The organism is Coprococcus sp. RTP31081st1_H1_RTP31081_211007, assembly GCF_040227275.1.
Lineage (GTDB): Bacteria > Bacillota > Clostridia > Lachnospirales > Lachnospiraceae > Coprococcus > Coprococcus aceti.
This window is the reverse complement of sequence record NZ_JBEHVP010000001.1, coordinates 566,292-580,801: the sequence shown is the minus strand read 5'-3', so window position 1 is coordinate 580,801 and position 14,510 is coordinate 566,292. Positions and strand designations below refer to the sequence as shown.

General features: G+C 46.5%; 10 protein-coding genes. All 10 read left to right on the top strand.

Features of this window, described 5'->3' with window-relative positions:
• Positions 1-9: 9 nt before the first annotated feature.
• Positions 10-864: an NAD(+)/NADH kinase gene (locus tag ABUA31_RS02495; protein WP_022216690.1), complete on the top strand. Its 855-nt coding sequence runs from the start codon at positions 10-12 to the stop codon at positions 862-864.
• A 1-nt stretch (position 865) separates the two neighbouring features.
• Entirely contained in the window at positions 866-1,315 is a 450-nt protein-coding gene (locus ABUA31_RS02490; protein ID WP_015533554.1) for an arginine repressor, read from the top strand.
• A gap of 57 nt (positions 1,316-1,372) precedes the next feature.
• Positions 1,373-3,058 carry a DNA repair protein RecN gene (gene recN / locus ABUA31_RS02485; RefSeq protein WP_349818535.1) on the top strand — a complete coding sequence of 562 codons (1,686 nt, stop codon included), beginning with the start codon at positions 1,373-1,375 and terminating at the stop codon, positions 3,056-3,058.
• 105 nt (positions 3,059-3,163) lie between these two features.
• Positions 3,164-4,276 (top strand): SpoIVB peptidase S55 domain-containing protein, encoded by a 1,113-nt coding sequence (locus ABUA31_RS02480; RefSeq protein WP_022216688.1) that lies wholly within the window; start codon positions 3,164-3,166, stop codon positions 4,274-4,276.
• A gap of 152 nt (positions 4,277-4,428) precedes the next feature.
• A complete protein-coding gene (locus tag ABUA31_RS02475) occupies positions 4,429-6,504 on the top strand; it encodes a SulP family inorganic anion transporter (RefSeq protein WP_349818536.1) in 2,076 nt (691 codons plus the stop codon).
• Positions 6,505-6,749: 245 nt separating this feature from the next.
• Positions 6,750-7,553, top strand: a complete 804-nt coding sequence (gene spo0A, locus ABUA31_RS02470; protein ID WP_015533551.1) for a sporulation transcription factor Spo0A — start codon at positions 6,750-6,752, stop codon at positions 7,551-7,553.
• Positions 7,554-7,696: 143 nt separating this feature from the next.
• Positions 7,697-8,509, top strand: coding sequence for a sporulation transcription factor Spo0A (spo0A, locus tag ABUA31_RS02465; protein WP_015533550.1), 813 nt, complete (start codon positions 7,697-7,699; stop codon positions 8,507-8,509).
• A 160-nt stretch (positions 8,510-8,669) separates the two neighbouring features.
• Positions 8,670-9,608: a M14 family metallopeptidase gene (locus ABUA31_RS02460; protein ID WP_349818537.1), complete on the top strand. Its 939-nt coding sequence runs from the start codon at positions 8,670-8,672 to the stop codon at positions 9,606-9,608.
• The gene (locus ABUA31_RS02455) at positions 9,601-10,539 is read left to right on the top strand and encodes a M14 family metallopeptidase (protein ID WP_015533548.1); all 939 of its coding nucleotides are present in this window, start codon (positions 9,601-9,603) and stop codon (positions 10,537-10,539) included. The genes ABUA31_RS02460 and ABUA31_RS02455 overlap by 8 nt, the downstream gene beginning before the upstream one ends.
• 169 nt (positions 10,540-10,708) lie before the next feature.
• On the top strand, positions 10,709-14,461 hold the full coding sequence (locus tag ABUA31_RS02450; RefSeq protein WP_173795640.1) for a phosphoribosylformylglycinamidine synthase: 3,753 nt from the start codon (positions 10,709-10,711) through the stop codon (positions 14,459-14,461).
• Positions 14,462-14,510 lie beyond the last annotated feature (49 nt).

Here is a 14,510-nt window from a genome sequence, read left to right as displayed (position 1 = left end):
GGATACGATATGAAGAATTTTTATATAGTATATAACCCGGATAAGGATGAGGATAATCGTATAACGTCGGAGCTCACAGCGTATATTGAATCGCAAAATGGTGCGTGTAAAGCCATGGACTGCTACAGCTTCAGTGCATGTGACAAGCAGCAGGTTACGGATGAGCTTGAGAGCTTTGACTGTATACTTGTTCTTGGAGGGGATGGAACACTCCTCAATGTGGCATCCAGTGCCAGCCATGTGGAGATTCCTCTGTTCGGGATAAATCTTGGAACGGTGGGATTCCTCACTGAGGGGGAGATCACCAACTGGCAGACCATCATAGACAGACTGCTTGCGGATGATTATTCCATGCAGGACAGAATGATGATCAGGGGAACAGTCAGAACAGGAGACGGCAAGGAGTGCAGGAAGAGGGCACTCAATGATATAGTTATCAGCAGGGCAGGATTTTCAAGACTTATAGGTCTTGATGTCTATGTAAATGGAAGCTTTCTGAATGCCTATGAGGGAGATGGAATCATCATATCGACCCCTACTGGCTCCACGGGTTACAATCTCTCAGCCGGAGGTCCGATCGTGGATCCTATGGCAAGACTGATGATCATCACTCCGGTATGTCCACATTCGCTGACTTCGAAGAGTATTGTGCTTCCTAGTGACGCAAAGGTTTCAATAGAGATCGCCAAGAAGAGGAAGACGCAGGACACCGAGGCGATAGTTTCATTTGACGGTGGAAATGATTTCGAACTGGCAGCAGGCGATGTCCTTGATATATGCGTGTCACAGAGAACCACGCAGCTCGTAAAGGCGAGTGACGTGAATTTCTACGAGATACTTAGAAACAAGCTTGGGGGAAAGTGATATGAAACAGAAGCGACAGGCGATGATTTTGTCGATAATCGAACAATATGATATAGAGACCCAAGATGAACTGCTGGAGAAGCTGGCCGAGGCGGGTTTCAATACGACCCAGGCCACCATATCGAGAGATATAAGAGAGATTAACCTCACCAAGGTTGCCGTGGCGGGTGGCAGGCAGAAGTACACTCTGGGAAAGTCGGCAACACATGAGTCCATAGAGTCGTACAGAAAGGTTCTCGGGGCTGGCATATTATCCATGGTGCCGGCGGAGAATCTGATAGTGATCAAGACAGTGTCGGGCATGGCTATGGCAGTTGCCGCAGCACTTGACAATGTGGAGATAAATGGACTCCTCGGAAGTATAGCCGGGGACGACACCATATTCCTGGCGGTCAGAAGCCGGGAGATGACCGATTCGGTCATGAAGACGATAGATAAGATGCAGAGATGACAGCTCTCTGTAATATGTTATGTGTAATAAAGTCTGTGCGTCAACAGGAGGATACAAATGTTACTTAATGTACATATCAAGAATATTGCACTCATAGACGATGCAAATGTTAATTTTACCGATAATCTCAACATACTTACCGGTGAGACCGGTGCGGGTAAGTCCATAATCATGGGAGCCCTGAAGATTGGTATGGGAGATAAGCTTCCGAAGGATATAGTCAGGGAGCCTGACAAGGAGGGCTTCTGTCAACTGCTTTTCCTGGTGGATGATCCCCAGGTGATTGAGCAGATCAGAGATCTGGGAGTGGAGCCATCGGAGGATGGCGAGATACTCATCACGCGGAGAATAAATAATTCCAGAACCATCAACACTATAAATGATATGGCGGTGACCGCCGCAAAGCTCAGGGAGGTATCTGCGCTTCTCATAGATATGCACACGCAGCACCAGCAGCAGACGCTCCTTAAGAAAGCGGAGCATATGAAGCTTCTGGATAAATATGGCAGAGCATCCATAGATCCCCTGAAGCAGAAGGTTGCAGAGTGTCACAGAGAGTACGTCACATTCAGGCGTGAGATGGACGAGCTCTCGATGGATGAGGCGGAGCGGAGCAGAAAGGTAGAATTCCTCAAGTACCAGATCGCGGAGATCGAGTCAGCAAATATAAAGACTGGTGAGGACGAAGATGTTGAGCATCAGTACAACAGGATGGTCAATTCACGCGATATAGTTGCGGCAGCTTCGGATGTATACAGCGTTACAGGTTATGAATCTTCTTCATCTGCGGGAAATGAGATCGGCAGAGCTCTGGCATCGATGAAGGGTATAAAGGATCTCGACGGAGAGATAGACGGTCTGTATAGTCAGTTGGAAAATATTGACGCGCTGCTGAATGATTTTAACGTTGAATTAAATGATTACATGCAGAGCATGGACTTTGACGATTCTGAGTTTAGAAGTGTTGAGTCCAGGCTTGACGTCATCAATGATATAAAGGGAAAATATGGAAGCACCGTGGAAGAGGTGTTCAAATATCTGGAGGACAGCAGGAAGGAATATGAAAGGCTGTCTGAATATGACGAATATATATCAGGACTTTCAGACAAAATAAAAAAGGTGGAGAAAGCCATGCTCAAGGCAGCAGATGCGCTTACTGCTGAGAGACAGAGGCAGGCTGAGAATCTGTGCAGAGACATCAGAGATGCACTTGCTGATCTGAGTTTCATGGAGGTTCGGTTCGACATGGTATTTGACAGGCTTCCGGAGTGTACGGCAAATGGAATCGATGACTGCTATTTTGTCATTTCGACAAATGTCGGCGAGAAGATGAGACCGTTATATGACGTGGCTTCAGGCGGTGAGCTCTCAAGGATCATGCTGGCGATCAAATCCTGCATGGCGTCCGAGGACAATATCGGCACTCTTGTATTCGATGAGATCGATGTGGGAATAAGCGGCCGTGCAGCTCAGAAGGTTGCTGAAAAAATGGCAGTTATTTCCAGAAGCCATCAGGTTATAAGCATAACCCATCTTCCGCAGATCGCAGCGATGGCAGACAGTCATTATCTCATAGAAAAGTCTGCCGACGAGGGCAAGACAGTGACAAGGATCGTCCGTCTGAACGACGAGGAATCAACAGAGGAGATCGCAAGACTTCTCGGCGGCGTGACCATAACTGAGGCAGTCATGAGCAATGCCCGCGAGATGAAACAAATGGCAGAAAAGACAAAAAAATACTGATATAAAGTTATTCCTAACACAACATACTAAGAGTAACAGCCAAGGCTGTTACTCTTTTTTTATAAGCTATTAGTTGTTTTTAAGTATATGTAGGAGGAATAGATTATGAGGCGATATAAGAAGGTGATCATATGGGTGGCTGTGGCGGATCTGTTGCTCCTTGCAGCACTATTGGTTTTATGTGTGTTGGTGGACAGACGAGTGGATGTTGGAAGGTCAGAGAAGACAAGCTCAACACTTGATGGGGTAGTGTCAAGGGCGACCACGAAGGATGCGGAGTTTGGAAGAGATATATTTGACCGGCCTGTAGTTCCGTCCGGCGAGGCGATGGGAATCTATATGAAGACGGAGGGAGTCTTGGTGGTGGATGTGTGTAGCTTTAAAAATGAAAATGGCGAGTCCTGTTGCCCTGCTGATGGAAAGGTCTGTACAGGGGATTATATTGTGAGTGTAGACGGTATGGAGATATCTAAGAGGTTGGAGCTGCTTGATATTGTTGCTGAAAGCCAGGGTGATAGCTTGTCCGTGAGATATATAAGGGATGGGGAGGAGAAGGTCTGTAGCATCACGCCGGAAAAAAACGAGAATGGCGCTTATCTGCTGGGCGCGTGGGTGAAGGATGATGTGTCGGGAATAGGCACGGTTACATTTGTCGACGGAACAAATTTCATGGCTCTTGGACACAGTGTGTCGGATATAGATACGGGAGTTATGATGCGGTGCAGCACCGGTGGAGTGTACACAACGGATATTACAAATATAAGCAAGTCATACTCCTCGGAACCGGGAAGACTTCAGGGAAGCATCGCATATAGAAGATCTTTGGTCGGTATTATTGATGGCAACAGTGCCAGTGGAATATATGGACATCTGGACACCAGCTATTGCCAGGCGAAATACGGCGATGCGGAGCGTATGTATATAGCCAGAGGTCATGAAGTCCGCAAGGGGCAGGCTTATATATATTCCAGAATGAGCGGCGAGCTTGAGAAGTATGAGATAGACATAGAGTATGTGGACAGGAATTCATCCGACAAGAATATAGAATTCCACGTGACCGATGATGCCCTCATAGACCTGACGGGCGGAGTGGTACAGGGAATGTCCGGTTCCCCGATCATCCAGGATGGCAAGATAATCGGCGCCGTCACCCACGTATTCGTAGACGATCCAACCAGGGGGTATGGGATTTTTATTGAAAATATGCTGGAGGAGTGAAATTAATCCTGTTTAGTGATAAAATTAAGAACAGAAGTGCCGGACTTTAGCATAAGGCAGACCGGCACACACAAACATCCCAGGAGGGCAAGAAAATCAAGGTTTCAAAAATTTCATTATGTCATACACTAAAGAATTATAAAAAAGAGAATTTGCTTTCTGATCTTTTGACAGGAATTATCATAGCGGCGGTGTCCATACCGATATCGATGGGGTATGCACAGATAGCCGGGCTGCCGGCGGTATATGGATTGTATGGGTCGGTGTTCCCGATCATAATATTTGGATTGCTGTCCACGTCGAGGCAGTTCGTGTTCGGTGTGGATGCCGCGCCTGCGGCGCTGGTCGGAGCGGCACTGGTGACGCTGGGGGTTACGCCGGGAACAGAGCAGGCGATGCAGGTCGTTCCTGTGATAACATTCTTTACGGCGCTGTGGCTGCTGGTATTCTTCCTGTTCAAGGCGGGCAAGCTTGTAAATTACATATCGACTCCGGTCATGGGCGGATTCATATCAGGAATATGCACCACCATCATACTCATGCAGGTGCCGAAGCTCTATGGAGCCGGAGCGGGAACAGGAGAACTGTTCGAGCTTGTGGAACACATAGCAGAGACGATAGGAGATGTAAATGTGCCGTCGATAATCATGGGACTTACGGCTCTTGCGGTACTGCTTGTTTCAAGAAGATTCATACCAAAGTTTCCGATGGCGATATGCGTCATGGCAGCGGGAGCGTTGCTGTCCTGCGTGATAGATATGGATGAATACGGAATAGTATGTCTGTCGGAGGTGAGCAGAGGACTTCCACAGATCGTTGTACCACAGATAGATGAGAAGATGCTTCCAAATATCATGACGGTCAGTCTGTCGATAGCAGTAGTAATCATGGCGGAGACGCTTCTGGCTGAGAACAATTTCGCCCAGAAGAACAGATATAAGATAGACGATAATCAGGAGCTTCTGGCATTTGGAATGGCAAATCTTGCAGCGGCATTCACAGGCTGCTGTCCGATAAACGGTTCCGTGTCCAGAACCACAATGAGTGAGCAGTATGGAGGCAGGACACAGTTCACTGGAATATTTGCAGGAGTAGTGATGATCGTGATCCTCGTGTGTGGAACGGGATTTATAGGTTATCTGCCGGTTCCGGTGCTCACGGCAATCGTCATCTCCGCACTCTACAGTGCTCTGGAATTTGATCTGGCGGCAAAGCTGTGGAAGGTGAGTAAGGTGGAATTCTACATATTCTGCGGAGCTTTCCTAGGTGTGCTGGTACTTGGAACGATAAATGGAGTTCTTATAGGAATCATACTCTCATTTGCCGCAGTCATAAGGAAGGCTGCGGACCCTCCGAGAAGCTTCCTTGGACTGGTACCTGGACATGAGGAATTCCTTGCGCTCGAGAGGTTCAAGCATGCATACCCGATACAGAATATAGTTATTTACAGATTCAGCAGTAATTTGTTCTTTGCAAATATAGCCATATTCCAGAAGGATATCATGGATGCGGTACAGGATGACACAAAGGCGGTCATAGTGGATGCTTCCGCCATGGGAAGCGTGGATGTGACGGCTGCCAAGAACCTCAGGATCATGTATGATACGCTGAAAGAGAAGGGGGTGAAGCTCTATATCACGGAGCATATAGGCCAGCTCAATGTCCAGCTCAGAAAGCTTGGACTTGGCGACATGATAGAGGCAGGATGCGTGAGACAGACCATGGAGAGAGCACTGTCAGATTGCGGCCTTGAGAGTCCATATCCATTGGTTGGTGTACATAACAGTTATCATGACATCAGGAGAAAGAGAGCGGAGCACATGGCTCAGGAGCTTGTGTGGGCATTTGGCGATGATGCGGAAGATGTCATAGAGAAGCACATCCGTGAATCCATAGGCAGTATGAAGAACGGAACCGGGGTTGAACAGCTCATGACCGGTTTCTGGAAGCAGATGGATATACAGGATGAGGAAGAATGGCTTGAGCATATGGAGGCTCACATAGAGGAGATCGTGAGGGCCACAGGCGAGGATGAGGACTCTGTTGCAGAGCGTATCGAGCGCAGGCGGAGCCAGCTTCTTCACAGGCTTGAGAGCGAGCATCCTGAATTTGTCGACAGATATAAGGCGAGAAGAAAACGAATGGATGAGCACCTGAAGGAGCACAATCCGGCGGCCTATGATGCGATCATAAGACTCAGAGAAAAAGAACATACAAAAGAGAAGTGATCATGTGCGGCATATCGACCCGAAAAGGGAAGATATGCCGCATTTTTTCATTAAATGTGCGTATGTGGTCTGCTGGTGTCAGTCGCAGTAGAAAAATTGTTTTCCGGAAGCTGATGCTGTCGTAACTTGCGAAGTTCTATATATTCCCAAGAAAACTACATTTATATATAATGTTTGTAGTGGAATAACAGGAATAAAAAAGTAAATATTGTTATTCCGTCACTATACTTGGGAAGGAGTATAACATGAGTCATGTTAAAGTTATGATGGTAAAACATGACAAAAGAGAAATTGAACAGCTAAAGCACGTATTTGAGGATATGCCTGATTATGAGTACATTGGATGTTGTGAGAAGGGTGACGAAGCTGTGAAGAAAATTGCAGAAGATAAGCCAGACATAGTGATCGCGGACGAGGTTATACCCGGTACGGATATCACGGATATGGTCGAGGGCGTATCTGGAAATAAGAACCTGAGAAATGTCAAATTTGTGCTCTGTTCATCGAAGCAGCACAGAAATTATCTGGACTTTGTATTTTCGACGATAGGTGACAAGGCAGTGGTGAGACTGCTTGAACAGCCATACGATGAGAAAAAGGTCAGAGGTGTGCTTGATGATGCATGTAAAGGACGCGGAAGCAATACAACCCAGCTTCTGAAGATGGATGAAAATGAGCAGAAGACGGACGAGCTGGAGGCGGTGGTGACCAGGATAATCCACGAGATAGGAGTCCCGGCGCACATCAAAGGCTACCAGTATCTCCGAAGCGCGATAGTCATAGCTGTGGGGGATATGGATATTTTGAATTCTATAACAAAGCAGCTTTATCCAACGATCGCCCAGATGTACGGCACAACTGCATCAAGGGTGGAGAGAGCCATAAGACATGCCATAGAGGTGGCCTGGAGCAGAGGAAAGATAGAGACTATCAACGAACTGTTTGGTTACACCATAAGTGCGGGCAAAGGAAAGCCTACGAACTCAGAATTTGTCGCTCTCATTGCCGACAAGATAAGACTGGAAGCGAAGATGAGAAATGCAGGGTAATTTGTAGTAAAATGTTGTCATAATATGTGATATTAAAAATGATATTAAAAGCACTTGACAAATTATATCATATTTAATATTATTATAGAGTAGTTGGGATAAGCGCTTAATCCTGTAAATTTATACATAACAAGGGAGATACTATGGGAAACAAAGGGATCGAAATTGTAATTGCTGATGGCGACAGCACACAGATAGCAAAACAGATCGCCACATATGCATCAAAGGACGAGATGAGAGTAGTTGATATGGTCAGCACCGGGGATGAAGCGGTGGAATCAATAAAGCTCTACAAGCCGGATATAGTGATACTGGACATTTGCCTTTCGGGAATGGATGGCCTGGGAGTGATGGAGCATATGAGTGAACTGCCTGAATATCAGAATACGATATTTGTGGTACTCACATCGGTGTCATCACAGAGACTTATAAGATGTGCATTTGAGATGGGTGCGACATATTATATCCTGAAGCCGTACAATCCGGTGCAGCTTGTGACAAGGCTCAGACAGATGTATATGAAGAAGAAGGAGCTTGAGTCAGGGCTGAACGACAAGCTTACATGTCTCACAGAGAAGAGTATGGCACACAAGATAGAGAATACTATAGAGAGCGATGTGACGGATATCATCAGGGATATAGGTATTCCTGCAAATATAAAGGGCTACCAGTACATCCGTGAGGGCATCATCATGGCGGTCAACGATGTGAACATGCTGAACTACATAACAAAGCTTCTCTATCCGACGATAGCGAAGAAATATAAGACCACATCCTCCAGCGTGGAGAGAGCCATAAGGCATGCCATAGAGGTGGCGTGGAACAGAGGTCAGATAGACACCATCAACGATTTGTTTGGATATACAGTGAATGCGGGAAAAGGCAAACCGACAAATTCCGAGTTTATCGCACTCATAGCGGACAAGCTCAGAATAGAGTATAAGAAAAGGGCATAACAGGCTCACAGAGTAGGCAACATACCTTGAAGAACTGACAGTTATCATGTATAATAACTTAGGTACAAGAAGCAGGATACGGCAAGTACCCTGCTTTTCTTTATGTACCGGGATAATTTGCAAAATTACTAACGAATAAATAATACAAGGTGGACAAAATATGATAGAAACTGTAGTATCAGCTAACATGCTGATCGGGGAAGTCATGAGGGTGAAGAAGAACCATCTGGCTCCGGATTTCCCAACTGGAAATGAAAAGAGGCTGTGTATTGTGTCCGGTATACATGGGGATGAGGTTGCCGGACAGTACATATGTTATGAACTGATCAGAAGGATCAAGAAGGATTTTGACAAGCTTACTGGAATCGTGGATGTATATCCATTTATCAATCCGATGGGACTTGAGGCGCAGTACAGGGATGTGCCGGTATTTGACATTGATATGAACACTCTGTTCCAGGGTTCCAAGGACGGAACTGTGGGAGAGTACACAGCGGCAAAGGTCATGAAGGACATAGAGGGGGCGGACATTTGTGTTGATGTCCATTCCAGCAGTGTGTACATCAAGGAGATCCCACAGGTCAGGGTTAATTCTGACGTGGCATCGGATCTTGCTCCGTATGTTGCGTGCATGAATGTGGATGTTGTATGGATACATCCGTCGTCTACGGTCATGGAGGGAAGTCTTGCACATGCCCTCAACGAGATCGGAGTCAAGAGTATGGTAGTGGAGTCCGGCGTTGCCCTCAAGATAGATTACGATTACTCGAACCAGATAGTGGACGGACTGTTCTCTCTTATGAAGAAGATGGGAATATGGCAGGGCGAAGTCGAGACTGCACATAAGCCTAAATTTGCAAAAGACAAGGATGTTGTATTTGTAAATGCTGAGAGCAGCGGAATCTTCCTTCCTGTGGCAAAGCACTCAGAATATATACAGCAGGGAGAGATCATAGGAAGAATTGTAAATGTGCTCACGGGCTCGGTGGAGGAGACCATCAGGTCGCCGAGAAGCGGCATTGTGTTCTCGCTGAGAGAATATCCGGTTATAGAAGAGGGGTCACTTGTGGCCAGAATTTTCGGAGGTGGCCATGAATAAAGAGATCATATATTCCATGAATACAGCCTACAGAGGAGAGTACGAGATACAGGGATTTTCCTATGGCAGCGGAGACAAGGCTGCATGCATAGTTGGTGCCATGAGAGGAAATGAATTTCAGCAGCTCTACATAAGCTCACTTCTGGCAAAAAAGCTTGGGGAGCTGGAGGCGAGGGGCGCCATAGTATCAGGGAAGAAGATACTTCTGATACCATCAATCAATTACAGCTCGTTCAATGTGGGCAAGAAATACTGGATAACAGACAATTCAGATATAAACAGATCATTCCCAGGCAATCCTGAAGGTCAGGCGACAAGCCGTATTGCAGCGGCGGTGATGGAGAAGGTCACCGGCTACGCATACGGAATACAGTTTGCGAGCTTCTATATGGATGGTGAGTTTATCCCGCACGTCAGGATGATAGAGACAGGCAAGCAGAGCAACAGCCTTGCCAGCCAGTTCGGTATGCCGTATGTATTGACAGCGGAGCCTAGATCATATGATAAGGCAACGCTCAACTACAACTGGCAGATGCGCGGCACGGAGGCTTTCTCGGTATATTCGGGAGTTACCGACACCATCAATGGTGAGAGTGCCAATCAGGCGGTGTCCTCAGTGCTCAGATTCCTGACACGTATGGGCGTTATAAGATACAACTGCCATGCGGGATACATTTCCACCATCATGGACGAGGAGGATCTGCTCAGCATAAGGTCCGAGCATGCCGCCGGCTTCTTCAAGAAGCTTGTCCAGCCGGGAGACGAGGTTGTACGAGGCGACATAATTGCAAATATCATCAATCCGATGACGGGCGAGAATACGACGGACATATACGCACCGACGGATGGAATCATATTCTACTGTCAGAATTCACCTATGATATACCAGAATTCGGTGATATTTAAGATGATACGAAGACTGCATAACTAGCATGGAAAAGTTATGACATATTTGGTGAAAATGCAGGGTTAAGATACAATTTTATACTTAAATAAGCTGAAAATCGGCAAAAAGATAAAAACTACTACAAAAAAAACAAGATAAATGCTATTATTAAAGAATTGAAATAACAAAAACGCTTTTACTATGGAGGTATGACATGAGTAAGGTCAAGAGAGTGTATGTTGAGAAAAAGCCTGACTATGCGGTCAAGGCGAAGGAACTTCACGAAGAGATTAAGAACTATCTGGGTATCAAGGCTGAGTATGTGAGAGTGCTTGTCAGGTATGATATTGAGAACATATCAGATGAGACATATGCAAAGGCTCTTGAGACAGTATTTGCTGAGCCGCCTGTAGATGTGATCTATGAGGGTGAGCCTGAGCTTGCTGCCACAGATAAGGTGTTCTCAGTAGAGGCGCTCCCAGGTCAGTTCGATCAGAGAGCCGATTCAGCAGAGCAGTGTGTAAAGCTTCTTGCAGAGGATGAGGAGCCTGTTATCAAGACTGCCACAACATATGTACTTTCGGGCGACGTGACAGACGAGCAGATGAAGGCTGTCATGGACTACTGTGTAAACCCTGTTGATTCAAGAATATGCGGTATGGAGATTCCTGAGACTCTGGTTACAGAGTTCCCTGAGCCAGCCGATGTTCATATATTTGACGGATTCAAGGACATGGCAGAGGCAGATCTTAAGGAGCTTTATGACTCACTTGGACTTGCCATGACATTCAAGGATTTCCTTCACATCCAGAACTATTTCAAGGGTGAGGAGAAGAGAGATCCATCCATGACCGAGATCAGAGTTCTCGATACATACTGGTCAGATCACTGCCGTCATACAACATTCTCAACAGAGCTCACAGACGTAGAATTTGATGACGGAGATTACAAGGATCTTCTTGAGAAGACATTTGATGCATACAGAGCAGAGATGAAAGAGATGTACAAGGACAGAGATGACAAGTTTGTATGTCTCATGGATATAGCCCTGATGGGTATGAAACAGCTCAAGGCAGCAGGCAAGCTCGATGACATGGAAGTGTCAGACGAGATCAACGCATGTTCCATAGTTGTCCCTGTAGTTGTAGACGGAGTAGAGGAAGAGTGGCTCGTATTCTTCAAGAACGAGACTCACAACCATCCTACAGAGATAGAGCCATTCGGTGGCGCTGCAACATGTCTTGGCGGAGCTATCAGAGACCCACTTTCAGGAAGAGGTTACGTATACCAGGCTATGAGAGTTACCGGTGCGGCTGATCCTACAAAGTCTCTCAAGGACACAATGGAGGGCAAGCTTCCACAGCGTAAGATCGTGACAACAGCAGCCCATGGTTACAGCTCATATGGTAACCAGATCGGTCTTGCAACAGGCCTTGTAAATGAGATATATCATCCAGATTATGTTGCAAAGAGAATGGAGATCGGAGCAGTTATGGGTGCAGCTCCAAGACGTGCTGTAAAGCGTCTCACATCTGATCCGGGAGATGTAATCATCCTGCTCGGCGGACGTACAGGCCGTGATGGCTGTGGTGGAGCAACAGGTTCATCCAAGGCTCACACATCACACTCACTCGAGACATGTGGTGCTGAGGTTCAGAAGGGTAACCCACCTACAGAGAGAAAGATCCAGAGACTCTTCAGAAGAGAAGAGGTTTCATCTATTATAAAGAAGTGTAACGATTTTGGTGCCGGCGGTGTGTCAGTTGCCATCGGAGAGCTGGCAGACGGACTTGTGGTAGATCTTGACAAGGTGCCAAAGAAGTACGCAGGTCTTGACGGTACAGAGCTTGCAATATCAGAGTCCCAGGAGCGTATGGCTATAGTTGTCGATCCTAAGGATGTTGACACTATGCTCGGATACGCTGAGGAGGAGAACCTCGAGGCTGTAGTAGTTGCAAAGGTTACAGAGGAGCCTAGACTTATCCTTAAGTGGAGAGGCAAGGACATCGTGAATATCTCACGTGCATTCCTCAACACAAATGGTGCTCATCAGGAGACACAGGTCAAGGTTGAAGTTCCAAGCAAGGCAGACAATTACTTTGATTCAGTTAAGGAGCCTGAGGATGTCAAGAAGGCATGGCTCGATACACTGTCAGATCTGAATGTGTGCTCACAGAAAGGACTTGTGGAGATGTTCGACAGCTCTATCGGAGCAGGAACAGTCACAATGCCTTACGGTGGTAAGTATCAGCTCACACCTACACAGACAATGATCGCAAAGCTGCCTGTACTCAAGGGTAAGACAGACACTATTACCATGATGAGCTACGGATTTGACCCATATCTGTCAAGCTGGAGCCCATATCATGGTTCAGTATATGCGGTTGTTACATCAGCAGCCAAGATAGCTGCAGCAGGTGGAGATGTAAGCAAGATCAGACTTACATTCCAGGAATATTTCAAGAGACTTGGAACAGACCCATACAGATGGGGACAGCCACTGGCAGCACTCCTCGGAGCATATGATGTTCAGATAGGACTTGGACTTCCGTCTATCGGTGGAAAGGACAGTATGTCAGGTACATTCAATGATATAGATGTACCTCCAACACTTGTATCATTTGCAGTCGATGTGGCAAGCTACATGGACGTTGTTACACCTGAGCTCAAGAAGGCAGGCAATGTTCTTGTGGAGATGGATATAGAGAAGGACGAGAACGACATACCTGTATATGAGAATGTTCTGTACATGTATGACCTCCTGAACAAGAAGATCAAGGAGGGCAAGATCCAGTCTGCATATGCAGTTGGATTTGGCGGTATAATAGAGGCTGTCAGCAAGATGGCATTTGGAAATAAGCTCGGTGTTGAGCTTGAGGATACAGTCAGCAAGAAGGATCTTGTTGCCAAGAACTATGGCGCTATCATTCTTGAGGTTAAGGCAGCAGATCTTGATCAGCTCGGAATTCCTGTCAAGAAGATAGGTAAGGTTATAAAGGAGCCTGTATTTACATACAAGGATGTCACGATCACTATGGACGAGGCTCTTGCAGCATGGACAAAGACTCTTGAGAAGGTATTCCCAACAGAGTCAAATGTTCCACAGACAGAGATCAAGACTGGCCTCTTCGACGCCAAGACAGTTTACACATCAAGGAACAAGGTTGCAAAGCCAAAGGTATTCATACCTGTATTCCCTGGTACAAACTGTGAGTACGACTCAGCAAAGGCATTTGAGAGAGCTGGTGCAGACGTACAGACGATAGTATTCAGAAATATGACAGCACAGGGAATCAGAGATTCTGTTGACGCATTTGCAAAGGCAATCGGCGATTCACAGATCATCATGTTCCCAGGCGGATTCTCAGCCGGTGATGAGCCAGACGGATCAGGTAAGTTCATAGCAACTGCATTCCGTAATGCGAAGATCTCAGAGGAAGTTATGAAGCTCCTGAACGAGAGGGACGGACTTGCACTTGGTATCTGTAACGGATTCCAGGCACTCATCAAGCTCGGTCTTGTGCCTTACGGCGAGATCAGACCACAGACAGATGATTCACCTACACTGACAATGAACAGCATCGGACGTCATCAGTCCAAGATGGTATACACCAAGGTTGTAACAAACAAGAGTCCATGGCTGAAGAAGGCAGAGCTCGGCGGAGTATACACAATTCCTATCTCACACGGTGAGGGTCGTTTCGTTGCAAGCAAGGAATGGTGCGAGAAGCTCTTTGCAAATGGACAGGTTGCAACACAGTATGTCGACATGAACGGCAACCCAACCATGGACGAGTACTACAACGTCAACGGTTCATACTATGCGATCGAGGGTATCACAAGCCCAGACGGACGTGTCCTTGGTAAGATGGGTCACTCAGAGCGTATCGGACAGGCTGTAGCTGTAAACGTATACGGCGACCAGAACCAGAAGATATTCGAGAGTGGTGTGGAGTATTTTAAGTAAGATGAAATCATGTCACACGGATTATATCCGGTGATATACCAATAAAAAT

What these genes read in the sequence shown, in the direction of transcription:
- ABUA31_RS02495 (WP_022216690.1), top strand. Translation starts at nt 10, where the DNA reads ATGAAGAATTTTTATATAGTATATAACCCGGATAAGGATGAGGATAAT.
- ABUA31_RS02490 (WP_015533554.1), top strand. Translation starts at nt 866, where the DNA reads ATGAAACAGAAGCGACAGGCGATGATTTTGTCGATAATCGAACAATAT.
- recN (WP_349818535.1), top strand. Translation starts at nt 1,373, where the DNA reads ATGTTACTTAATGTACATATCAAGAATATTGCACTCATAGACGATGCA.
- ABUA31_RS02480 (WP_022216688.1), top strand. Translation starts at nt 3,164, where the DNA reads ATGAGGCGATATAAGAAGGTGATCATATGGGTGGCTGTGGCGGATCTG.
- spo0A (WP_015533551.1), top strand. Translation starts at nt 6,750, where the DNA reads ATGAGTCATGTTAAAGTTATGATGGTAAAACATGACAAAAGAGAAATT.
- spo0A (WP_015533550.1), top strand. Translation starts at nt 7,697, where the DNA reads ATGGGAAACAAAGGGATCGAAATTGTAATTGCTGATGGCGACAGCACA.
- ABUA31_RS02460 (WP_349818537.1), top strand. Translation starts at nt 8,670, where the DNA reads ATGATAGAAACTGTAGTATCAGCTAACATGCTGATCGGGGAAGTCATG.
- ABUA31_RS02455 (WP_015533548.1), top strand. Translation starts at nt 9,601, where the DNA reads ATGAATAAAGAGATCATATATTCCATGAATACAGCCTACAGAGGAGAG.
- ABUA31_RS02450 (WP_173795640.1), top strand. Translation starts at nt 10,709, where the DNA reads ATGAGTAAGGTCAAGAGAGTGTATGTTGAGAAAAAGCCTGACTATGCG.